Raw genomic sequence first — 23,636 nt, forward strand, 5'->3', positions numbered from 1 at the left:
GATATAATATCTGGCTCTTCTTTTGCTTCCTTGCTTTTACCTAATTTACTTAAATTATTTACTATTTCCATAAAAAATTCTATTACTATTTCATAAAAATATCTGCTATCAATATTAGATATTACTACTCTAATAGTATCATCAGATGGTATCCCATTTTCTAATTCTAAATAATTTCTCAGCCATTTTTCTTTTTTTATTCCAAATGCTTCTATTTCACACCATTCATTAGCATTACTTAATACTGCAAAAAGCGTTAATAACACTATATCACTCAATTTATGTTTCACATATGAAGGATCTCTAAAATCAGGAATCTTTTCTACTCTTGCTATTAAATCTTTTATTACTACAATATCCTTCACTAATGAAAAATCTATATCATTTTCATTAAACATTATTTGTAATTCTTGTAATTTCTTTGATTTTCGTGCCATAAAAATAAATCTCCTTTTTTATTTTTATATTACACGATTTTCTACTTGCTAAACAAGCTTTGTACTATAATTTTAATTTATGGCAAATATTATTTTTTATAAGGTTATCCTGAGGACAAGAATATGCAAATAAGGAAATGGTGCTTGAAGGAATATTGGCTATACAATCAGGTGTTAATCCACGTATTGTTGAAGAAAAATTAATAGCTTATCTGTCACCAAAAGAAAAAATTGAATTTAAAAATGATACTTTTGAAGGTAATGAGGTGACAGAAAATGTCTAAAAGAAAGAGTAAAGGCAGTGGTATAGATCCTAATGCTTGGTTAACAACATATTCTGATACTATTACTTTGTTATTGACATTTTTTGTTTTGTTGTATTCATTTTCAACAGTTGATGCCGAGAAATTTCGTTCAATAGCTAATGCACTTCAAACTGTTTTGTCAGGTAATCCGAGTAGAACTGTTTTAGAACTTAATATGAGTGATGGTGATGTACCAATGATCGGTATGCCTGTTCCTATGACAAAAAAAAATGGTGGCGATAGTAATGATGATATGTATGAGAGTATGAATGCACTACTTGAAGAAAACAACCTTAAAGATGTGGTAGATGTGAGAAAGGATTCGCGAGGGTACATATTTGAACTTAAAGATAAAATCTTGTTTGAAACAGGTCAAGCATATTTGAAAGAGGATAGTAAACCCATATTGGATGTCATAACAAAGTATATTTCTTCAATAAAGAATCAAATTATAATTGAGGGACATACAGATAATGTACCTATACACAATAGTAAATATTATGATAATTGGGATTTGTCGTCGGCAAGAGCAAATACTGTTGCTAGATATTTTATAAAAGTAAAGGGAATAACTCCACAAAGAATAGTTACAATGGGATTTGGAGAGTATCATCCTTTGGTAAAAAATGATACTCCAGAACATAGGGCAATGAATAGAAGAGTTAATATATTAATTGTGACAAAGAACAATCAGAAAGACGGTGATAACTAATGGGAAAGGAAAAGAAAGAAAGTAAAATAGATAAGGGTAATTTATTTAAAACAATTATTATTGTTTTTATAGCAGTAGGAATTGCTGGAGGGTCGTTTTTTGCAGGTATTATGGTTGATAAGCTTGTTTTTAGTAAAGAAACAAATAAGGTCGAAAAAACTAAAGATGAAGTCAAGGAGGTTATGTTTACATTAGATGATTTTCTCGTAAATCTCGCAGATAAGAGTGGAAGAAGATATTTAAAAGCGAAAATTTATTTGGGATATGGAGAAGATAAAAAATTGTCTGCAGAATTAGAAGAAAAGAAGTTAAAGATTAGAGATGCAATCATTAATGTATTGAGAACTAAAAAGACAGAAGATCTTAATGAAGATGGTACCGAAAGATTAAAGATTGAAATTAAAGACACTGTTAATATGTTGTTAAATGAAGGTAAAATAACAAATGTGTATTTTTCAGATATCCTAATTCAATAGGAGAGTAATTATGGATGATTTACAATTGTGGAAAATGGTTATTGAAATTGTAATATTTTTACCATTTATAATATTCTTGATTTATTTTGTAGGGAAATATGGTTCAAATAAATTTCAAAATATACAGAATGGTAAAATTATAAAGATATTAGAAAGAGTTCCTATATCAAAGGATAATTCACTATTGATTGTTAAAATAGCAGATAAATATTATTTAATTTCTTCTTCAAATGGAAGTGTTGAGGTATTGTTTGAAATAGAAAGCGATTATATTGCTAATTCTAATATTAATGTTTCAAATAGAAATTTAAGTATACAAGAAGTCTTGAAAAGAATAAAAGGCAAAAAGGAAGATTAATATGTTCAAAAATAGAAGATGGGTTGTTTTGGTTGGAGCAGTATTTTTAATTGTATTTGGAGTACATTATGTTTATGCAGAACCAGTACATATTCCTATTCCGAATGTAGGAGTTACAGTAAGTAAGCCTTCAACACCAGTTGAGTACGTCGATAATATAAAACTATTGATGTTATTGACTGTTCTTACGCTTCTGCCTTCAATAATAATAATGACTACTAGTTTTATAAGGATAATAATAGTTTTATCATTGTTCAAAAATGCTATTGGAGCTGCACAGGCTATTCCAAAGCAGGTTCTAATTGGACTAGCATTGTTTTTAACATTTTTTATTATGATGCCTACGTACAATAAAATAAATTCGGAGGCTATTCAACCTTATTTAAACAACAAAATAACACAGGAAGAAGCAATCAAAATAGGTAGTAAGCCTATAAGAGATTTTATGTTAAGGCAAACGCAGATAAAGGATTTAAAGTTGTTTCTTGAAATTGGTGATTTGAAAGATACTGTTAAGACAAAATTGGATGCTAACGGACAACAGATTATAAAAAATGGAGTAGAGCAGGTATCGTATGATGATGTACCTTTATATGCGGTTATACCAGCATTTATGATAAGTGAATTAAAAAAAGGATTTGAAATAGGATTTTTGATATATATTCCATTTATCATAATTGATATAGTTACTGGAAGTGTACTTATGTCAATGGGTATGTTTATGGTTCCTCCAATGATGATTTCACTGCCATTTAAGCTTTTGTTGTTTGTAATGGTTGATGGATGGCATCTGCTTGTAAAAGCGCTTGTATTGGGATTTAAGTGAGGTGGTTAGATGACAGAAAATCTAGTAATATCAGTTTTAAAAGATGCTTTACATGTAGGTATTATAACATCTGCACCTATTTTAATAACAGCAACATTGGTTGGACTTGCCATTGCCATTTTACAAGCGACAACACAGGTGCAGGAGCAAACATTAACTTTTGTTCCTAAAATATTAATTGCTTCATTGGTGGGATTGTTAGTCAGTGGTTGGATGCTTCATAAACTTGTAGATTTTACATATAAAATATTTGAGATTATATCCAATATTACTATTTAGGTGGGATAAAATTTGATTGATCCAGCGTATGTTTTAGCATTTATATTTATTATGTTTCGACTTTCGGCATTTTTTATGATGGTACCTGTTTTTTTCCCTAGTGGAACTCCCAATATTGTCAAGATTTCATTTACAGCTATAATCGCTTTTTTGCTGTTGCCGGTAGTAGATAATTCAATAGTACATTCTATTAATAACAGTTTTGGAATTTTTGTATTTACTGCGAATGAAGTCATTACAGGGCTTATATTGGGATATTTAACTAAACTTTGTTTTGAATTCATAAGAATGGCAGGACAACTTATGGATTTTCACATTGGATTTTCTATGAGTAATTTTTTTGATCCATCGATAGGTGAAAATGTTACATTAATGGGAAGAATAACTTATTTGTTTGGTGTAATTATTTTCTTATTAATTGATGGTCACCATATGCTTATTAGAGCTTTAGCTAATAGTTTTGATGTGATTCAGTTAGGTAAATTTATGCTTTCAAATAAATCGATTATGCTTGTATTGGAAGCATTTATAAGTTTCTTTAAAATAGGAGTAATGATATCGATTCCAATAACAATAATTATTTTGATGACAAATTTGATTTTAGGACTTGTTTCTAGGTCTGTTCCCCAAATAAATGTAATGATATTAGGACTTCCTATTAAGATATTAGTTGGACTTTTGAGTTTTAGTGTAGCAATTCCTATTTTAATTAAAATGATGTTGAGTGGATTTGATAATATACCACATATAATCGATACTTTTTTTAAAACAGCACCACTTATGATTGTTTTTGCTGATAGTGGGGGGGAGAAGACAGAAGAAGCTACTCCAAAGAAAAAATCAGATGCAAAGAAAAAAGGTCAAGTAGCAAGAAGTAAAGAGATTGGACTTGCTTTCACTTTGTTGGCATCTACTCTTATTTTGTCAATGCTTGGAAATAGACTGGTGAGTGAATTGGGTAGAACAATTTACATATTTTTTAATGACTATTTAAATTTATCATTTACATATAATTCGATTTTTGGAGTTTTAATTATTTCATTGTATAGAATAATGGTTGTGTTTTTGCCATTTGCAGTTCCTATTATGTTGATTGGAATAGCTGTTAGTTATATGCAAACAGGATATGTTTTTACGCTAGAACCTCTTAAACCAGATTTGAAGAAATTGAATCCAATTACTGGACTAAAGAAATTGTTTTCTGTTAGATCTATTTTTGAGATGTTTAAGAGTTTAGCAATTGTTTGTGTGTTGAGCTATGTGGGGTACAAGTTTTTGATTGGTAATTATAATGATATTTTGAATTTTGCTAATATAAGGATTGAAGCTGTAACTTTTTATATGGGGAAATTGACAGTTAGTTTGTTTTTTAAGATATCTTTATTAATGATAGTGATTGCGATAGCTGATTTTGCTTTTCAGAAAAGACAGCATAAGAAGGATTTGAGGATGTCAAAGCAGGAGATAAAAGAAGAATTTAAACAAATGGAAGGGGATCCTTTAATAAAATCTAAAATCAAAGAAAAGCAAAGAAGTATGGCTATGAAAAGAATGATGCAGAGTGTCCCTGATGCTACTGTTGTAGTTACAAATCCTACGCATTTTGCGGTAGCAATAAGGTATGATGAAAAGGTTGATGGAGCACCAATTGTAATTGCAAAAGGTGCCGATTATGTATCATTAAAAATAAAAGAGATTGCAAAACAAAATAATATACCAATAATTGAAAATAAGCCTTTAGCTAGGTTGTTATATAAAGAAGTAGATATAGATGAAGAAATACCTTCTGATATGTATCAAGCTGTTGCTGAAATTTTGGCAATAGTATACAAATTAAAGTATAATAAGTAGATATAAATAATTAAAAATAAGGGTGATTAAAGTGGAATATAACAAAAAGGTTAGCTTAAAAAATAATATTGATGTTATTGTTGCTTTTGGAGTAATAGGCATTGTGCTTATGATGATAATTCCACTACCAACAGCTGTTTTGGATATGTTAATTGCAGTTAATATTACGACTGCTGTTGTTATAATTCTTTTGACAATGTTTACTACAGAAGTATTGCAATTTTCTATTTTCCCTTCATTGTTGCTTATAACAACATTATTTAGATTAGGATTAAATATTTCATCTACAAAATTGATATTAAACAATGCAAATGCAGGTGATATAATTGCAACTTTTGGAAATTTTGTTGTTGGAGGTAATTACGTTGTAGGAATAATTATTTTTACTATTATTATAATAATTCAATTTGTTGTAATTACAAATGGTGCTGGAAGGGTTTCAGAAGTTGCAGCTAGATTTACACTTGATGCTATGCCTGGTAAACAGATGAGTATAGATGCAGATTTAAATGCAGGTATGATAGACGAACAAGAAGCCAAAAGAAGGAGACTAGCACTTCAAAAAGAAGCTGATTTTTATGGAGCAATGGATGGTGCATCTAAGTTTGTAAAAGGCGATGCGATTGCAGGAATTGTAATAACATTAATAAATATTCTTGCAGGAATAATAATAGGTGTTGTAATGAAAAATATGCCTATTGGCGAAGCTGCGACTAGATATATAAAATTGACTGTAGGAGATGGACTTGTAAGCCAAATACCTGCACTTTTAATATCAACTGCATCTGGAATTATTGTAACTAGATCAGGTAATGATGAGAATTTTGGAACAACTCTGGGTAAACAGTTAACAGCGTTTTCAAAGGTAATTGCAATTGTTTCGGTTATTTTATTGTTTTTCGCATTTATTCCTGGTATGCCTAAGCTAATATTTATTTTTCTTTCTTCTGCAACAGGTTTTAGTGCATATATGTTGTATAAAGATGAGAAACAAGAAGTTATAGCTAAACAGGAGGCAGAAGAACAAGAAGTTATGGAAACTGAAAAAAGTGAGCCTGAGAATGTTATGAATTTAATTCAGGTTGAACCTATGGAAATAGAAATAGGATATGGTTTAATACCATTAGCAGATGAAAGTTCTGGTGGGGATTTGTTGCAGAGGATTGCTTCTGTCAGAAGACAATGTGCCATAGAACTTGGAATTGTTGTTCAACCTATAAGAATACGTGATAATTTGCAGCTTAAAACCAATGAATATGTTCTTAAGATAAGGGGTACTGATATTGCTAAGGCTGAATTGATGACAAATATGCTTTTGTGTATGGATCCTATGAATGAAGAGATATCTCTACAAGGCATACAAACAATAGAGCCTACTTTTGGTCTTCCTGCAAAATGGATAAATAAAGACCAAAGGGAAGAAGCTGAAATAAAAGGTTTGACAGTTGTTGATCCTACAACTGTCATGGTTACACATTTGACAGAAACTATAAAGTCACATGCTTATGAATTATTAGGAAGACAGGAAACAAAGATGATAATAGATAATATAAAAGAAAAATACAGTGCTGTTGTTGAGGAACTTATTCCAGATTTAATGACTATTGGTGAGGTACAGAAGGTTCTTCAAAATTTATTAAAAGAAAAGGTTTCAATTAAGGATATAGTAACTATATTAGAAACTCTAGCTGATCAATCAAGGAATACTAAAGATATAGAAGTTTTAACTGAGTATGTAAGATTTGCATTATCGAGAAGTATTTGCAATAATCTTATTGATGATAATAGAGTTATTACAGTTATTATGTTATCACCTGAACTTGAGCAGCTTATAAGCAATAATATTCAAAAATCATTGCAAGGTACATTTCCTGCAATTGATCCTGATACAACAAAGAAAATATTTGATGAAATTAACAAGACAATTGAATCAGTTCATTTTTATGAAAATCAACCTGTTATTTTGGTTTCACCTAATATTAGACCAGCATTTAGAAAACTTATTGAAATGGTTTTTCCAAATATTATTGTTTTATCATTAAATGAAATTCCAAATGATGTGGAAATCAAAACCGAAGGAGTTGTTTCTTTGTAATGGTTATTAAAAAATATTTGGCTAACAGTATGAATGAAGCTATGATGCGTATTAGACGAGAACTTGGAAGTGAAGCTGTGATTATTAGTCAGCGAAAGGTTAGAAAAAAGGGTATCAGAGGTTTTTTTTCAAAGAGCATGATTGAGGTTACTGCTGCTGTAGAAAGCAATGTCAATACAAGTAAAAGTAAAACTGTTGACACTTTTGAAGTATTCAAAAGAGCATTAAATGGAAGAAATGAATTGAGTGTAAATGATGAAAATATTCAAAATAAAGAATCCAAAGAAGAAAAACTTTTCAGGGAAGTACACGAACTTAAAAGTATGATTAACAATATTGCTGTAAATCAGTATGGAAGTCAGAATAAAGAAAATGATGATGCATATAGTGAACTTAGAAACATATTAATGCAAAATGATATTTCAGAAGTTTTCATTGACGAAATAATTGATAAAGTAAAAAAAATGGATGAAGAAATAGATGATGTATCAAAGGCAAAGAGTGTTATTGAAGATATGATACAAATAAGTGATGATGATTTGAATGGAATTGTTGTGTTGGTAGGACCTACAGGGGTTGGAAAAACAACGACTGTTGCAAAACTAGCAGGTAAGTTGTCTTTGATTGAGAAAAAAAAGGTTGGGCTTATAACAATAGATACATATAGGATTGGTGCAGTTGAGCAATTAAAAACATATGCGAATATTATGAATATTCCTTTTAGAGTGGTATTTACAATAAATGATATTGAAAATGCTGTAAAGGAATTGGAGGACTGTGACGTCATAATAATTGATACTACTGGAAGAAGCAGCAAAAATAAAATGCAAATATCTGAATTAAGAGCATTTTTAGGAAGGTTAAATATAGATAATATTAATTTAGTTATAAGTTGTACGACAAAGAATAAAGATATTGATATAATAGTAGATGGATATGATGTTTTAAATTATAATAATATCATAATAACTAAATTGGATGAAACTTCTACGTATGGTTCAATACTTAATATATTACTAAAAGCGGATAAACCATTAAGTTATATTGCAACGGGACAGAATGTACCAGATGATATTATAAAGACCGATAAAAAATATATTTCAGAACTTGTTTTAGGGGTGGAAGAATCATGCTAGATCAAGCTGCAAGTCTTAGAAAATTGGTTGCTGATAGTGAATTTAATTCATGTAATATTCATAAGATAAAACCTAAAATTATTACTATTACGTCTGGAAAGGGAGGAGTAGGTAAAAGTAATTTTGTTGTTAATTTATCCATAGCAATTCAAAATACTGGTAAAAAGGTGCTTGTATTTGATGCAGACATTGGTATGGGAAATGATGATGTTTTGATGGGGTTTTATCCGAAATATAATGTGTTTGATATTATATTTAATAATAAAGACATAGGAGAGGTTGTTATAACTGGCCATAATGGAGTAAAATTGCTTCCTGGAGGTTCTGGTTTATCAAAAATAGAAGAGCTTACAAAGGAGCAGAGAGATTTATTTTTGGAAAAACTTGTAGCTATTCAAAATGTAGATTATATATTAATGGATACGGGGGCAGGAATAAATAAAACCGTTTTAGCGTTTGCAGCTTGTTGTGAGGAACTAATTTTGATAACTACACCTGAGCCAACATCTTTGACAGATGCATATAGTTTGGCAAAAGCTATAGACCATTTTAAATTGAAAGATAAAGTGAGTTTAATAGTAAATAGAGTACTTGATACAAGAGAAGGTAGAGTAACTTTTTCAAAGTTTAAGAATGCTGTTGATACTTTTTTAAAGATTGATGTTGAATATTTGGGATGTATAAGAGAGGACAGAAAGCTTATTCAATCTGTAAGGCAGCAGATACCTTTTATTATTAATTATCCAAATTGTGACGCTTCAAAAAATATTGTTGAAATTGCGAGGAAAATACAAGGATTGACTAATGATAATTCAACTAATATTCAAGGATTTTTCAGAAAAATATTCAATATTCTCTCATAAGTAAATATGGAGGTTTTATAATGACGGAGATAAAATTTTTATTGAATAACAAGATAGAGATATTTTGGAATGGAAAGTACTACAAAAGCAGCATACAAGATATAACTGATGAATACATAGGAATAAGTATACCAACATATGAAGGTGCTTTGGTACCTTTTTCACGTGGTGATAAGCTTGATGTTATATATTATGGAGACAAAAATATTTATAAATTTTATTCAGTAGTAGCAGGAAGGAAAATAAATAGAATTCCAATAATTTTATTGTCAATACCTAATGAATATAGAAAAGTTCAGAGAAGGAGATATGTTAGAGTTCCATACGTAAAATATATTAATTTCAGCAAAGTTTCTGAAAAAATTAGCAACATGTCCATATTGAAAGGATATTTAGAAAATGAACAAAATGTAAAAAAAGGAATAGTTGTAGATATAAGTGGTGGTGGAATTAGGATAAAAATATCCGAAGAAATATCTTTGGGTGATAATTTGGTAGTTATGTTGCCATTGGATGATGAGAATATAATTTTAAAATGTAAAACAGTGAGAGTTGATTTTGATGGTGATAAATATGATTGTGGATTAACTTTTGTTGATATGGATGATGCTATAAGGGAAAAAATTATAAAATTTATTTTTAAGCTTATGAGGGAGCATATGAGAAAGATTTAAAAAGGGAGGATAGCACCTATGGAGGAGATTGTAAGTGTTAATTCTAAAGAGAATATTGTAAAAGAATACATACCTTTAGTAAAATATATTGCATCTAGAGTTATTGTAGGGAAAACTAAATATATTGAGTATGAAGATTTGGTTAGTTATGGATTAGTTGGTCTTATGGATGCAATAAACAAATTCGATATAACGAAAGGAATGAAATTTTCTACATACGCTTCAATAAGAATAAAGGGTGCTATGATAGATCAATTAAGAAAAAACAGTCCAATTTCAAAGGGAGCTATGGATAAATTAAACAGGTATAACGATGCTGTTGAAAGATTAGAAAAAAGGCTCAATAGGGAGCCATCATTGAAAGAAATAGCTACAGAGATGAAAGAAAGTATTGATAATGTTTCTAAAATTGAAAATTATATTAATTATATTTCGATTGTTTCATTAGAAGATTTACTTATGTCAAAAGATGATGATAGGTCACTCATGAATATCATCGAAGATAAAAATAGTCCAAGCCCTGAAAAGATAATAGAATATAATGAAAAGATAGAATATCTTTCTAAGGGGATTGAATTGTTAAATGAAAAGGATAGATTGGTTCTGTCATTGTACTATTATGAAGGTTTAACATTGAAAGAAATCGGTAATATTTTAAATGTATCTGAATCTAGAGTGTGCCAGTTACATAGTAGAGCAATAGTGCATTTAAGAAAAATGCTTAAAAAATTAAAGTACAACATTTTAGATTAGAATGTTTTGGAGATGATATGTTGGCTATTTTACTCATTATAATAGGATTGCTTTTAATAATTGTTAATGCTGTTTTGCTTAAAAAAGATAGCACTTCATTTAGCAATGTTTTGTACTCAACAGATGAGAAACTTTCAGACATAGATATAAAAATAGGAAAGCTTAGAAATGAATTTGCAGAAACTGTACTGGAATTACAGAAGGAAATTAATGAATTAAAGTCAAATAATGAAGGAATAAAAGTAGAAAATGTAGAATTTAATAATGATGTTAATTATAGTGTTTCGCATGATAAAAAATCATATAGTACAAACAGTGTAAATAATGTTAATATTGATAAAATAAATATTCTTATTAAGAAAGGATTGTCAGATGATGAAATTGCTCAGAAATTGAATATAGGCAAGGGGGAGGTTTTATTAATAAAGGAACTATATTTAAGATAAAGAATTTTGTTGCTTTTTTACTTGATAGAAAGCTTTTGATAGGTGTAGGAATTGGAATGATAATTTCTACTGTAATAATGGCAGGTGTTAAAATAAATTATCAAATGAGTGATGAAGAAGTCATATTGAGGGCTAGGAAATTAAATATGTGTTTTCCTAGTGAAATGAAAGCAATTTATTGGGAGGATGATAAATCAAATGATTAGAGGGATTTATACAGCAATTTCAGGACTTATTACTGGAGAAGCAAAGCAAAGTGTAATAAATAACAATATTGCTAATGCAAATACAAATGGATTCAAAAGTGAAACTTTGGTAACTAAAAAATTTAGTGATGTTTTAATAAAGAATTATGATAAGGTTATTGGGGATAAAAACGTAAAAAACGATATTGGTTCATTGTGTTTAGGAAATGAAATAGATGAGGTTGTAACGAATTACACTAGAGGAATTATTCAAGATACAGATAGCGATACAGATTTTGCAATTGATGGTAAAGGTTTTTTTTCATTGATCAGATATGATGGAATAAATAAAAAAGAACTTTATACTAGAGATGGTCATTTTCATATCAATACTCAAGGTTTTTTGGTTGATGATTGTGGAGATAAAGTTATAGGATATGATGCCAAGAATGGTAATGAAGTGCCTATTTTTGTTGGAAGCAATCATGTTAAACTAAATCAAGCTGGAGATATCTTCATAGGTGATGAATTAAAATATAAATTTAGGATTGTTGATTTTAAGGATACAAAACGTGTGAAAAAAGAGGGAGATAATTATTATACTTGTGATAGTGTTGCACATATTAAAGATGCGAATATTTTGCAGAAACATTTGGAGAGATCAAATGTTAATGTTACAAATGAAATGGTAAATATGATGGCTGTTATGAGAGGATTTGAAAGTAATCAGACTGTTTTAAAAACTTTAGATGAAACATTATCAAAGTCAGTTAATGAAATTGGAAGAGTTAGATAGTGTATTTTATATATAAAGGGGAAATTAGTTATGCTACGATTAATGTTAAATAGTAAGAGTTCATTATTGGCACATCAACAGAAAATGGACAATATATCAAACAATATATCAAACATAGATACAACAGCATATAAGAAAACAGATGTTAATTTTGAAGATTTGGTATATGATACATTGAAGAGAAAAGGTTACCCAGTATCACGTGATGGTAAAACTGGATATGGTTTGCAAAATGGAACAGGAATTAAAATTGGTAGACCTATAAAAAACAATAGACAGGGCAGTTTGATGAAAACAGAAATAAAGACTGATTTAGCTATAGATGGTAGGGGTTATTTTGAAATAATCATGAATGATGGGAGTAAGGCTTATACTCGTGATGGTAGTTTTAGAGTTGATTTACATGGACATTTAGTTGATGCAAGTGGAAATTATGTTAATGTAATAGATGAAAAAGGTAAGACTGTTTATGTCAATAATATTGATTCTAGGCTTACTAATGAAGATATTTTTGTAAATGAAGATGGAGAAGTATTTGCTAAAGGTGAAAATTCAGATAAGAAGATAGGTAGCATTGTTATAAAAGATTTTATTGGTAATGATGCGTTGATTCCTATCAGTGGAAATTTAAACATTCCTAAAGAAGGTGCTCAATCAATAAATGCTTCTGGAAGTAAAATTTATCAAGGATTCTTGGAACAGTCAAATGTTGATATTGAAGAAGAAATGGTAGATATGATTGTTACACAGAGGGCATTTCAGTTAAGTTCATCTTCATTGAAAACTGCTGATGAGATGTGGAGTTTGATTAATAATTTAAAAAAATAGAAGCGTTACTGTTGACGCTTCTATTTTTTTATAAATACTAAGATTTCATAGAATTTATTGCATCTGTTATAGGAGGAATAACCTGTTTTTTTCTAGATACTATACCAGGTACATAAGCACAATTGTTTTTTAAGCTTACATTGAATGCTTTATCAATTATGTCTTTGTGAGGACCAACTGCAATAAATTCAGAACCAGCATTTAGTATATCGGTTATCATAAGCAATAATATGTCGAATCCATTATTTGAAGATATATTTTCCATAAGTTCTATAAAAGAGTTCTTTTTATCTTCAAATCCTTCTATATATAGCGTGCTTACTTGAGATACACCTATTTTGAGTCCATTTAAAGTAAATGCTTTAAAATCGCCATAAAATATTTCTTCTGAAGTCTTGCCTTCTAGTGAAGTACCTGCTTTAAACATTTCTTTTGCAAATTTATTTACATCTAAATCGGCTATTTGTGCCAATCTCTTTAACATAAATTCATCTACTGATGTTGATGTAGGTGATTTTAATAAAAGAGTATCAGATATTATAGCAGAACATAATAAACCTGCAGTTTTTACAGAAGGTCTTATACCGTTTTCAAAGAATATAGATGCGACTATAGTGGCAGTACTACCTACTGGTTCATTTCTAAAATGTATTGGCAATCCTGTTTCTACATCAGCTATTCTGTGATGATCTATTATTTCAAGTATTTCTGCATCTTCTAATCCATTAACGGATTGTGTTTTTTCATTGTGGTCGAGTAGAATAATCTTTTTTCTATTTTTAGATATAAGATGATAACGAGATATTGCACCTATTACCTTGTCGTTTTCATCTAGTACAGGATAACTTCTGTATCTTGTTTCTAGCATTATGTCTTTTATTTCTTCAACAAAATCATCTGTATGAAAATATACAATATTTTTTCTAGTCATAACGTACTTAATAGGTATGCTTTGAGTTATCAGTCTAGATGCTGTAAATGTATCAAATGGTGTTGTTATTATTGAACATCCAAATTCTTTTGCTTTATCTATAATATCAGTGTTTACTTGATGTCCTCCTGTAATAATGAGTAGAGCAGCTTTTCTTTCTATTAATATAAGTTGAGTATCTTCTCTATTTCCGCATATTACTATATCGCCATCATCCACCATGCTTTCTATGTTTTCAGGTTTCATAGCAGCTGTAAGTATTTTCCCAGTGAAAATCTGATTTTCTTTATGAACATATATGGATTTTGCTGAAAGAGTATCTATAATGTTTTCTAATTTAGTTTTGCTTTTGGAAAGAATTGTATTATCCCATATATCCATATAACTAGAAGTTAAATTTGATACAGATACTACACCTATTAATCTTTCAGCTTTATCTACTACAGGAAGAGTTATAATATTGTGTTTTTTCATTATTGACCATGCAATTTTTAATGAAATATCTGGTGAAACAGGTGCTACTTTATCGATATTTAAGTCTGAAACCTGAGTTTTGACGGTTTCTATGAGTTTAGGTTCATCTACATTGAAATAGTCAAGTACAAATTTTGTTTCCCTATTTATATTACCTAGTCTAATTGGTAGTGCAGGTATATTTCCAGTTTTATTTTTAAATTCAGCATATGCAATTGCAGAGCAAATTGAATCAGTATCGGGATTTTTATGTCCTGTTATGTAAATAATGTTATTCATACGCATTCAACTCTCTTTCTTTAAAAGTATATAAACATATTTTATATTTAAGTATGCATTATGTAAAGATAAATATTTTTTCTTTCTTCATAACTAATATGTAGTAGGCATATAATTTTATAGATATTGTAAGTGAAGTATTAATATGACTAAGTATGTATATAAGAGGAGGGATTACGAATGACGAAAAATAATTATGCAGTTGAAATATCAACTAGATTGGAGGGGTTAAATGACAAAGAAGCAGAGAAATTACTTGAAAAGTTTGGATTAAATGAAATTGAAAGCAAAAAGCAGATATCGGCATTTAAACTATTTTTATCTCAATTTAATGATTTTATCATTTGGGTTCTTATTGGAGCTACGCTATTATCAGGTTTTATGGGTGAAAAAGCTGATGCTATTACAATTTTGATAATAGTTGTTATGAATGCTATTTTAGGATTTATTCAGGAATATAAAACAGAAAAATCATTAGAAGCATTAAAAGAGTTAGCAGCTCCAACTGCAAAAGTAATAAGAAATGGAAAAATTAAAATTATGAAAGCAGAATATTTAGTGCCAGGTGATGTGGTTATATTTGAGATAGGTGATAGAATACCAGCAGATTGCATTATAATTGAGGAGTCAAATTTGCTTATAGATGAATCTTTGCTTACTGGTGAATCGGTAGGAGTATCAAAAAGCAGTAATAGCAATAACAATCTTATTTACATGGGTACAACTGTTTTGAGAGGAAAAGCTAAGGCGAAGGTTATTGATACAGGTATGAACACTGAAATGGGTAAAATAGCAAATATGTTAAATAATATAGAAGTTGAAAAATCACCTTTAAAGCAAAGGTTAGCATCTTTAGGAAAAATATTAGTCGTAGCATGTATTGCGATATGTGTAGTTGTGACATTGTTAGGTATTATAAGAGGACAGGATAAATATCAAATGTTCTTAGTTGGAGTAAGTCTTGCAGTAGCGGCAATACCTGAAGGGCTACCAGCAATAGTTACTGTATCATTGGCACTTGGAGTTTCTGGGATGTTAAAGAGAAATGCACTTATAAGGAAATTACCAGCAGTTGAAACTTTAGGTTGTACATCTGTAATTTGTTCAGATAAAACAGGCACACTTACAGAGAATAATATGAAAGTTAGAAAAGTATTATACAATAATGAAATATATACAGATTTTTCTACTTTTAATAATGCTAATAAATTGCTTAAAGCTTTTACATACTGCAATGACATAAACTTTGATTTTAAGTATAATAAAATTGAAAAGTGTTTGTTTGGAGATCCTACAGAGACTGCATTGGTAAAGGCATTTTTTTATGAAAAGAATAGATTAATAAATTTTTTAAAAGATATAAAAAGAGTTTATGATATTCCATTTGATTCTACTAGAAAAATGATGTCAGTAATAGTTAGAGAAAATGGTAAAAAAATTTGTTATGTTAAGGGAGCACCAGAAAGGATTATAGAAAGGTGCAAATATATTTTGATTAATGATAAAATAGTTCCTTTTGAAGGTAGGTATAGGTTAAATGTACTAAAACAGGTGGATAAGATGTCATCAGAAGCATTGAGATGTATTGCAGCTGCTTATAAAATCGATAATTTGGTGAATAATTCTTCTATAGAAAGAGACTTGATATTTATAGGAGTTGCAGGTATGATTGATCCCCCAAGGAAAGAGGCATTTAATGCAGTACAAAAATGTGCCACAGCTGGAATCAAAGTAATAATGATAACAGGTGATCACAGGAATACTGCATTTGCTGTAGGTAAGGAATTAAATATTTGTTCTTCTTCAAATGAAGTTATGACAGGTAGTGAATTAGATAATTTGAATGATAAGGAACTTAGAAAGATAGTAGATAGAATAAGGGTTTTTGCTAGGGTTAGTCCAAAACATAAGCTTAGAATAGTAAAGGCTTTAAAGAAAAAAGGATATGTTGTTTCTATGACTGGAGATGGAGTTAATGATGCACCAGCAGTGAAAGAAGCTGATATTGGTATTTCTATGGGTATATCTGGTACTGATGTAACAAAAGAGGCTTCTTCAATGATTTTATTAGATGATAATTTTGCAACAATAGTTTCAGCTGTAGAAGAAGGAAGAGTAATATATGATAATATTAGAAAATTTATACGTTATTTGCTTTCATGCAATTTAGGAGAAGTACTTACAATGTTTTTGTCTTCGTTATTTTATTTAGAAACACCTCTTTTACCCATTCAAATATTGTTTGTGAATTTAGCTACAGATGGACTCCCTGCATTGGCGTTAGGAATCGATCCTCCAGAGGATGATGTTATGGTAAGAAAACCTAGAGAAAAAGACGAAAGCATATTTGCAAATAGACTGAGTGAAAAGATTGTTATAAGAGGTACGCTTATTGGAATATGTACTATATTCACTTTTTTGGTTGGTAAATATTATGGTATGAGTATTGAAACTTGTAGAACTTTAGCACTAGGAACTTTAATTATGTCACAATTATTGCATGTATTTGAGTGTCGCTCTGAGAAATGTTCTATTTTTCAAATAAAATTATTTACTAATATGTATTTAGTAGGTGCTGTTTTAGTATCAATAATTATGCTTCTTCTTATAATATATGTACCATTTTTGAGAATGGTGTTTCATACTGTACCATTGAATATAGGACATTGGCTTATTATTGTTTTCTTTTCAAGTGTTGTTGCTTTTGCAAATGGTTTATATATTTTTTTAACTCATAAGAATTAGATATAGTATATAGATATAGCATAAGTATGAATATAAGTATGAATATAAGTATGAATATAAGTATGAATATAAGTATGAATATAAGTATGAATATAAGTATGAATATAAGTATGAATATAAGTATGAATATAGATAAAAGACTGCCCACATAGGACAGTCTTTTATCTATATCTTCTATTGTTGTTCATTTTTATTCTTTGAATTTTTGGACCACCTTCAATAGGAATTAAATCTTTTTTAGTGGTTAAATTCATAACGTTAATTATTTCAACTGATTCTCTGTTTTCTTTTCCTTTTTTACCTTTTAATCCTTGAATAATAACGTTATGTCCTTGAGAGACATTAATAAAGTCTATTTTCTTAAAGAATTTCTTTTTGAAATAAGTGCATTTAACAACACTTTTACTGTTCTGAGGTTTAACCAAAATGGAAACTTTCAATTTGTGAAAAATCCAAAGAAATGTTTTCTCTTCTATTTTAACTGAAAGAACTTTTCCTTGAACTTGTGTCAATCTATCTCCATATTTTTTTAAGTAAGATTGTGCATATTGTTCTTTAAATTTATCTTTGAATCCCATAAACTTAACTCCTTTACTATATAGTATCTTATTATCTTATTGAAATGTAACAACTTAAAATATGATGACAAGAACAATTCTAACATAAATATGAGAGAATAAAAACAATAAATATTAAAATCATACCAAATCCATTATATATTAACTGAAGTTTTAACTCAATACCCAGAATTTTAATTTCATCAAATTTTCAATTAATTCGTTTAATGTGGTTACAAAATTAATGAAATATGATATCATAATTATGATATGTAATATCAATATTTATTATTTAATGTTGTATTAGGTATTTTCAAAAAAATAACTAGTCAGTATGCTAGTCTATTTTGCGAACTACTTCATCGTTGGAACCCGTTGATAGAACCTACTATCAGCGGAACCCAACTCTTTGTATTTCACAAAATATACGTCGCATCTTTGACTTGTTATTTTCTTTCAAATGCCTTATGAGAAAGATTGTTAAACATATATCAGTTTTGTTTAGCGTGGAGGGAATAATATGTGTTTAGGTGTACCTTTTAAAATATTAGAAATTAATGATAATAATGCTATTGGAGAGATTAATAATTTTACAAAAAAGTTCAGAATAGATTTACTTCCTAATGCTAGTGTTGGAGATTATGTAATGGTTCATGCAGGATTTGCTATACAGAAATTAAAGAAAGAAGATGCTGAAAACATAATAGAAGCAGTGTTAGAAGTTCAAAATGAATCAATGTAGTTTTAATGAATTGAAAGTGGCAGTAGTATGAAATGTATATTTTTACTTTGATACATTTGAACCAGGGGGATTTTGTATGAATTCATATAGGAAAAGAATAGTAAAAAAGATAGATAAGATAAATGAGTTTAAAAATAATTACAACATAATGGAAGTTTGTGGTACGCATACAATGGCTATAAGCAAATTTGGTTTAAGAAATGTGCTAAATGATGGCATAAATTTAATTTCGGGGCCGGGTTGTCCTGTTTGCGTAACACCAGAAATGTATATGGATTATATTTATGATTTATCATTGAGAGAAGATATAATAATTGCGACATATGGAGATATGATTAGGGTACCGGGTTCAAGACATTATATTACTTTAGAAAAGTCTAAAGCTAAGGGTGCACAGGTAAATATGGTTTATTCTAGTATAGATGCTTTGGAGATTGCAGCTGCAAATAAGGATAAAAAAGTAGTTTTTTTAGGTATAGGTTTTGAAACTACTACTCCTGCAACTGCAATAGCTGTTAAAGAAGCAGAAAAGAGAAACATTGATAATTTTTATGTTCTTTCAATGCATAAGATTATTGAACCAGCTATGAGAGCACTCCTTAATGATAGTGAAATAAACATAGATGGTTTTATTTGCCCTGGTCATGTAGCAGCAATTTTAGGTGTTGAAGGATTTGAATTTTTGAATAAGTACAATTGTAGTGGTGTTGTGACAGGATTTGAAATTGAGGATATTTTAGATGGTTTGTTGCTTTTATTAAATTGTATTGATAATAAAGATTATGGTATAAAAAATGCTTATACAAGACTTATTGACTATAAAGGAAATGAAGTGGCATTGTCGCTCATTAATAGTGTTTTTGAGAAAAAGGATGATTATTGGAGAGGAATAGGTAAAATAGAACTTAGTGGATTAAAATTGAGATATGAATATAAGAGATTTGATATTGAAGAGTTATATCCATTAAAGGGATATGAACGTGATAAAGAAACAAATGGTTGTAGGTGTGGAGATGTACTAAAAGGTATAATAAAACCTAACGAATGTGGACTTTTCGGCAGAATATGTACACCGGAAAATCCTATTGGGCCTTGTATGGTATCATCAGAGGGGAGTTGTGCTGCATATTATAAATATAATTTTATTTAATGAAGCAAATATTTGCTTATATGTAATAATACTAAGTGTATATGTACATATGGTGCAGAGAAAATATATGAAAAATTCAGAATTGTTTATATATTCAAAAGGAGCGAACTTATGGAAGAGACTATTTCAATGTCATATGGTAGTGGTGGAAAGAAAACTTCTCACTTAATAGAAGATATTATTATTCCACAGTTCAATAATGAAGTTTTGTGTGAACTTGCTGATGGAGCTTTGCTTAATGTTTCAGGAAGAATAGGATTTTCTACGGATAGTTTTGTAATATATCCGTACTTTTTTCCAGGTGGAGATATAGGCAAATTAAGTGTGTGTGGAACTGTGAACGATGTTATTATGTCAGGATGTGTGCCAAAATATTTGAGTTTGGCATTAATCATAGAAGAAGGATTTAGCATTGATGAACTCAGAAGAATAGTAAATTCTATAGCTGAAACTTCAAAATATGCGGGTGTTCAAATAGTTACTGGAGACACGAAAGTTGTCGATAAGGGTCATGGAGGAGGTATTTATATAAATACTTCTGGAATTGGAGAGAAAATTGAGGGCTTGAATTTATCAAAGGAAAGAATAAATAAAGGTGATAAGGTTATTATAACAGGAAATATAGGAGATCATGGCGTATCGGTACTAGCTGTAAGGGAGAATTTGTTAGATGATGATTTAATAGAGTCAGATTGTGCTCCTTTAATTGAGTTATTACCAATTGTTAATAAATATAAAGAACATATTAAGATAATGAGAGATCCCACTAGAGGTGGAGTAGCTACAACATTAAATGAGTTCATTGAAAATTCAGAACTATGTATAGAATTGGAAGAGGATTTGCTGCCTATAGATTCAAAAGTAATGGCAGCCTGTGATATACTGGGATTAGATCCTCTATATAGTGCAAATGAGGGTAAAGCATTACTCATAGTAAACAACAGTGTTGCAGAAGAGTTAGTTGATGATCTTAAAAGCATAGAAATGTTTAAAGATGCTTCTATAATAGGTGAAGTGAATATGAATGTGCCAGGTAAGGTGGTAATGAAAAATTTCTTGGGTGCAACGAAAATATTATATAAATTAACATCGAATATATTACCGAGGATTTGTTAAGAATACTTATTGATTTGTTTAAATTCACAATTGTTAAGTTTTAAATTTATCAATTGTGATTTATATAAAATATTTTTAACTTAATATAGATAGGAGGTAGATTTATGGAGAATAGTGGTATTGTAAAAATATCAAGAGAAGAATTGCTGCCTTTAGCAGAAAAAATGTCCAATGAAAAGAGACGTTTGATAATAATGAATGGCTATATCGATAAAGACGGAAATAATGTTGTGGTTTATAATTTTGATGTGGATGGCCAAATTATAACATATGAATGCAGAGGATGCAGTACTCTTCCTACAGTAACCCACATTTTTAAGGGGGCAGCACAATGGTGTGAAGAAGAGATTTCTGAAATGATGCCTATTGAATTTGAAGGGCTAGATAAATCAGGGAGGTTGTTTTTGCCGGAAGAATTTGATGGTACTGGTCAAATACTTGTAATGCCTATAGACGATTTAAAGAAAATTAATGAAAATAAAGGGAGAGATTATAGCAATCAGTAATTTGCTATTTTTGTTCTTTATATGAAAGGAGAGAAAGTATGAGTTATATAGTTCCAATAGGACCTTATCATCCAGCATTAGAAGAGCCTATACATGTTAAGTTATATACAGAAGGTGAAATAATTAAAAATGCTGATGTATTTATAGGTTATAACCATAGAGGAATAGAAAAATTGGCTACTAAAAGAAATCATATTCAGGTTACTACTTTGGTAGAGAGAGTTTGTGGTATTTGCTCACATTCGCATGCTCTTACATATTGTTTAGCACTTGAAAAGATAGCTGGAATGGAAGTTCCAAAAAGAGGACAGTATACTAGGGTAATTGTGTCAGAACTTGAAAGATTACATTCACATTTTCTTTGGCTTGGACTTGCAGCACATATAATAGGGTTTGATAGTGCATTTATGTATACATTTGCTGCTAGAGAAGATGTAATGGATATGTTAGAAATGCTAACAGGAAATAGAGTTAATTATGGAATAAATATTGTTGGTGGAGCAAGAAGAGATTTTACAAAAGAACAATTAGAAGAGTTGCTGAAAATGACAGATAATATACAAGAACCATTCAATAATATAAAGAAGATTTTATCATCTGATAAAACAACAGCAATGAGAACTAAAGGTGTTGGAGTGCTTACAAAAGAAGAAGCGTGGATTTATGGAGCAACGGGTCCTCATGGCAGAGCATCTGGTATGACATATGATACAAGAAAGATAGATCCATATATATGCTATGAAGATTTCGATTTTAAAGCTATCGTTTTGGAAGATGGAGATGTATTTGCAAGAGTTGTTTTGAGGATATTGGAAATTGAAGAAAGCATTAAAATTATTACTCAAGCAGTAAAAAATATGCCTGATGGTCCTATTAATTTGGGAGTAAAATTACCTAGAATACCTGCTGGTGAGGTTTGTATAAGAACAGAAGCACCAAGAGGAGAATTAACCTATTATGTCGTAACAGATGGAACTATGAATCCACATAGAGTGAGTATTCACGTACCTACATTTAGAAATGCTGCTACTGTTCCTGTTATGTTAAAAGATAATTCAGTTGCTGATGCTGGGTTAATTGTTGCAAGTATAGATCCTTGTTTTTCATGTTTGGATAGATAATATGCATGAATTACCAGTAACTCAAAGCATAGTTAGTATAGCTTCTGAAGAGGCAAATAAGAATAATGTCAAAGTAGTAAAAGAAATACGAATTAAGGTTGGCAGGTTGACGGGATTAATGCCGAGCTGTATACAGTATTATTTTGACATTATAAGCAAAGGAACAGTTGTAGAGGGAGCAATATTGGATATTGAAAAGCTACCTATTAGGATCAGATGCGGTAGCTGTGGAAAAGAATCAGTAATTGATATGAATTCTTATTCATGTTCATTTTGTAGTAGTAATGACATTAAAATAATAGGTGGAAATGAATTTTATATCGAAAGCTTGGAGGTAGAATAATGGAAATTAAAGTTGTAAGACAGATATTAGAGTGGAATGAAAATTGCCATGCAGAGCTTCAAAAGTTATTTGATGAAAAGAAGGTATTGGTTATCAATATTATGGGTTCACCTGGAGCTGGTAAAACAACATTCATTAAGAAAATGATAGAGAAATTAAAAAAACAGTATAATATTGGTGTTATTGAAGGGGATGTTGCAGGTAAAATAGACGCAGAAAAAATAGCTGAAATGGGTATCCCTGTTGTCCAATTAAATACTGATGGTGCATGTCATATTGAAGCAATGTCAATTAAGAATATGCTATGTGATTTTAACTTAGATGAACTTGATATTTTGATTATAGAAAATATTGGTAATTTGGTTTGCCCTGCAGAATTTGACATTGGCGAAGATTTAAAGATAGCTATTCTTAGTATACCTGAAGGAGATGATAAAGTCGAAAAATACCCTTTGATGTTCTCTAGGGCTGATGCATTAGTATTAAATAAGTATGACATGAAGAGTGTATTTAACTTTGATGAAGATAGAGTTTTTGAAAATGCAAGGAATATAAACAAAGACATTAAATTGTTCAAAGTAAATTCAGTTTCTGGAGAAGGATTAAATACTTTTATAGAAATGATAAAAAATAATATCAAAAAATAAGGAGG

The 23,636-nt window shown here is 29.7% G+C and carries 26 protein-coding genes and 1 pseudogene; 24 read left to right on the forward strand and 3 right to left on the reverse strand.

Translation table 11 applies throughout. The annotated features are described in order from the left end of the window. Nucleotides 1-437: transposase family protein (locus CLTEP_RS00005; RefSeq protein WP_161938328.1), on the reverse strand; the 437-nt coding region annotated here is incomplete at its 3' end. A gap of 116 nt (nt 438-553) precedes the next feature. On the opposite strand from CLTEP_RS00005, the pseudogene CLTEP_RS14285 reads away from it, so the two are divergent. The 16 genes and pseudogenes from CLTEP_RS14285 to CLTEP_RS00075 form a co-directional block, all read left to right on the forward strand. After that, nucleotides 554-721: pseudogene (locus tag CLTEP_RS14285) on the forward strand (motility protein A); the annotation flags it as partial. Then, the gene (locus tag CLTEP_RS00010) at nt 714-1,454 is read left to right on the forward strand and encodes an OmpA family protein (protein ID WP_066820657.1); all 741 of its coding nucleotides are present in this window, start codon (nt 714-716) and stop codon (nt 1,452-1,454) included. The pseudogene CLTEP_RS14285 and the gene CLTEP_RS00010, both read left to right, overlap by 8 nt. After that, nucleotides 1,454-1,930, forward strand: a complete 477-nt coding sequence (locus CLTEP_RS00015; protein WP_066820667.1) for a flagellar basal body-associated FliL family protein — start codon at nt 1,454-1,456, stop codon at nt 1,928-1,930. Before CLTEP_RS00010 ends, CLTEP_RS00015 begins: the two co-directional genes overlap by 1 nt. Nucleotides 1,931-1,940: 10 nt before the next feature. Then, nucleotides 1,941-2,288: a flagellar biosynthetic protein FliO gene (gene fliO, locus CLTEP_RS00020; RefSeq protein ID WP_066820668.1), complete on the forward strand. Its 348-nt coding sequence runs from the start codon at nt 1,941-1,943 to the stop codon at nt 2,286-2,288. Nucleotide 2,289: 1 nt separating this feature from the next. Further along, nucleotides 2,290-3,114, forward strand: a complete 825-nt coding sequence (gene fliP / locus CLTEP_RS00025; protein WP_066820669.1) for a flagellar type III secretion system pore protein FliP — start codon at nt 2,290-2,292, stop codon at nt 3,112-3,114. 9 nt (nt 3,115-3,123) lie between these two features. Beyond that, a complete protein-coding gene (gene fliQ, locus CLTEP_RS00030; RefSeq protein WP_066820677.1) occupies nt 3,124-3,393 on the forward strand; it encodes a flagellar biosynthesis protein FliQ in 270 nt (89 codons plus the stop codon). 12 nt (nt 3,394-3,405) lie between these two features. Continuing rightward, nucleotides 3,406-5,244, forward strand: coding sequence for a fused FliR family export protein/FlhB family type III secretion system protein (locus CLTEP_RS00035; protein ID WP_066820678.1), 1,839 nt, complete (start codon nt 3,406-3,408; stop codon nt 5,242-5,244). A 31-nt stretch (nt 5,245-5,275) separates the two neighbouring features. Continuing rightward, nucleotides 5,276-7,339 (forward strand): flagellar biosynthesis protein FlhA, encoded by a 2,064-nt coding sequence (gene flhA, locus CLTEP_RS00040; RefSeq protein ID WP_066820683.1) that lies wholly within the window; start codon nt 5,276-5,278, stop codon nt 7,337-7,339. Continuing rightward, complete coding sequence (flhF, locus tag CLTEP_RS00045; protein WP_066820686.1) at nt 7,339-8,475, forward strand: flagellar biosynthesis GTPase FlhF; 1,137 nt, start codon at nt 7,339-7,341, stop codon at nt 8,473-8,475. The genes flhA and flhF overlap by 1 nt, the downstream gene beginning before the upstream one ends. After that, on the forward strand, nt 8,469-9,338 hold the full coding sequence (locus CLTEP_RS00050; protein WP_066820689.1) for a MinD/ParA family protein: 870 nt from the start codon (nt 8,469-8,471) through the stop codon (nt 9,336-9,338). The genes flhF and CLTEP_RS00050 overlap by 7 nt, the downstream gene beginning before the upstream one ends. Before the next feature lie 20 nt (nt 9,339-9,358). Next, nucleotides 9,359-10,012, forward strand: a complete 654-nt coding sequence (locus CLTEP_RS00055) for a flagellar brake protein (RefSeq protein WP_066820691.1) — start codon at nt 9,359-9,361, stop codon at nt 10,010-10,012. An 18-nt stretch (nt 10,013-10,030) separates the two neighbouring features. After that, nucleotides 10,031-10,765, forward strand: coding sequence for a FliA/WhiG family RNA polymerase sigma factor (locus CLTEP_RS00060; protein ID WP_066820694.1), 735 nt, complete (start codon nt 10,031-10,033; stop codon nt 10,763-10,765). A gap of 20 nt (nt 10,766-10,785) precedes the next feature. Continuing rightward, nucleotides 10,786-11,211, forward strand: a complete 426-nt coding sequence (locus CLTEP_RS00065) for a DUF6115 domain-containing protein (protein ID WP_084364474.1) — start codon at nt 10,786-10,788, stop codon at nt 11,209-11,211. A gap of 56 nt (nt 11,212-11,267) precedes the next feature. Next, nucleotides 11,268-11,417: a hypothetical protein gene (locus CLTEP_RS15035; protein WP_169798779.1), complete on the forward strand. Its 150-nt coding sequence runs from the start codon at nt 11,268-11,270 to the stop codon at nt 11,415-11,417. Continuing rightward, entirely contained in the window at nt 11,410-12,192 is a 783-nt protein-coding gene (locus CLTEP_RS00070) for a flagellar hook-basal body complex protein (RefSeq protein ID WP_066820699.1), read from the forward strand. The genes CLTEP_RS15035 and CLTEP_RS00070 overlap by 8 nt, the downstream gene beginning before the upstream one ends. Nucleotides 12,193-12,222: 30 nt before the next feature. Next, nucleotides 12,223-13,020 carry a flagellar hook-basal body complex protein gene (locus tag CLTEP_RS00075; RefSeq protein ID WP_066820701.1) on the forward strand — a complete coding sequence of 266 codons (798 nt, stop codon included), beginning with the start codon at nt 12,223-12,225 and terminating at the stop codon, nt 13,018-13,020. A gap of 37 nt (nt 13,021-13,057) precedes the next feature. Here CLTEP_RS00075 and CLTEP_RS00080 read toward each other — a convergent pair whose 3' ends face one another. Beyond that, nucleotides 13,058-14,704: a putative manganese-dependent inorganic diphosphatase gene (locus tag CLTEP_RS00080; protein WP_066820703.1), complete on the reverse strand. Its 1,647-nt coding sequence runs from the start codon at nt 14,702-14,704 to the stop codon at nt 13,058-13,060. 180 nt (nt 14,705-14,884) lie between these two features. On the opposite strand from CLTEP_RS00080, the gene CLTEP_RS00085 reads away from it, so the two are divergent. Next, complete coding sequence (locus CLTEP_RS00085; protein WP_066820704.1) at nt 14,885-17,449, forward strand: calcium-translocating P-type ATPase, SERCA-type; 2,565 nt, start codon at nt 14,885-14,887, stop codon at nt 17,447-17,449. 161 nt (nt 17,450-17,610) lie between these two features. On the opposite strand, the gene CLTEP_RS00090 is transcribed toward CLTEP_RS00085, so the two are convergent. Further along, the gene (locus CLTEP_RS00090; RefSeq protein ID WP_066820710.1) at nt 17,611-18,027 is read right to left on the reverse strand and encodes a hypothetical protein; all 417 of its coding nucleotides are present in this window, start codon (nt 18,025-18,027) and stop codon (nt 17,611-17,613) included. A gap of 499 nt (nt 18,028-18,526) precedes the next feature. Between CLTEP_RS00090 and CLTEP_RS00095 the strand changes: the two genes are divergently transcribed. From CLTEP_RS00095 to hypB, 7 genes are all read left to right on the forward strand, one after another. Then, nucleotides 18,527-18,748: a HypC/HybG/HupF family hydrogenase formation chaperone gene (locus CLTEP_RS00095; protein ID WP_066820713.1), complete on the forward strand. Its 222-nt coding sequence runs from the start codon at nt 18,527-18,529 to the stop codon at nt 18,746-18,748. 76 nt (nt 18,749-18,824) lie between these two features. Beyond that, nucleotides 18,825-19,898 (forward strand): hydrogenase formation protein HypD, encoded by a 1,074-nt coding sequence (gene hypD, locus CLTEP_RS00100; protein ID WP_066820715.1) that lies wholly within the window; start codon nt 18,825-18,827, stop codon nt 19,896-19,898. Between the two features lie 111 nt (nt 19,899-20,009). Then, on the forward strand, nt 20,010-21,014 hold the full coding sequence (gene hypE, locus CLTEP_RS00105; RefSeq protein ID WP_066821816.1) for a hydrogenase expression/formation protein HypE: 1,005 nt from the start codon (nt 20,010-20,012) through the stop codon (nt 21,012-21,014). Between the two features lie 104 nt (nt 21,015-21,118). Then, entirely contained in the window at nt 21,119-21,520 is a 402-nt protein-coding gene (locus tag CLTEP_RS00110) for an NADH-quinone oxidoreductase subunit C (protein ID WP_066820717.1), read from the forward strand. 38 nt (nt 21,521-21,558) lie between these two features. Then, complete coding sequence (locus CLTEP_RS00115; RefSeq protein WP_066820720.1) at nt 21,559-22,641, forward strand: hydrogenase large subunit; 1,083 nt, start codon at nt 21,559-21,561, stop codon at nt 22,639-22,641. 1 nt (nt 22,642) lies between these two features. Then, nucleotides 22,643-22,984 carry a hydrogenase maturation nickel metallochaperone HypA gene (gene hypA / locus CLTEP_RS00120; protein ID WP_066820722.1) on the forward strand — a complete coding sequence of 114 codons (342 nt, stop codon included), beginning with the start codon at nt 22,643-22,645 and terminating at the stop codon, nt 22,982-22,984. After that, nucleotides 22,984-23,631, forward strand: a complete 648-nt coding sequence (hypB, locus tag CLTEP_RS00125; RefSeq protein WP_066820724.1) for a hydrogenase nickel incorporation protein HypB — start codon at nt 22,984-22,986, stop codon at nt 23,629-23,631. The genes hypA and hypB overlap by 1 nt, the downstream gene beginning before the upstream one ends. Nucleotides 23,632-23,636 lie beyond the last annotated feature (5 nt).

Origin of the sequence: Clostridium tepidiprofundi DSM 19306, assembly GCF_001594005.1 — a bacterium.
GTDB classification, from domain to species: domain Bacteria; phylum Bacillota; class Clostridia; order Clostridiales; family Clostridiaceae; genus Clostridium_AC; species Clostridium_AC tepidiprofundi.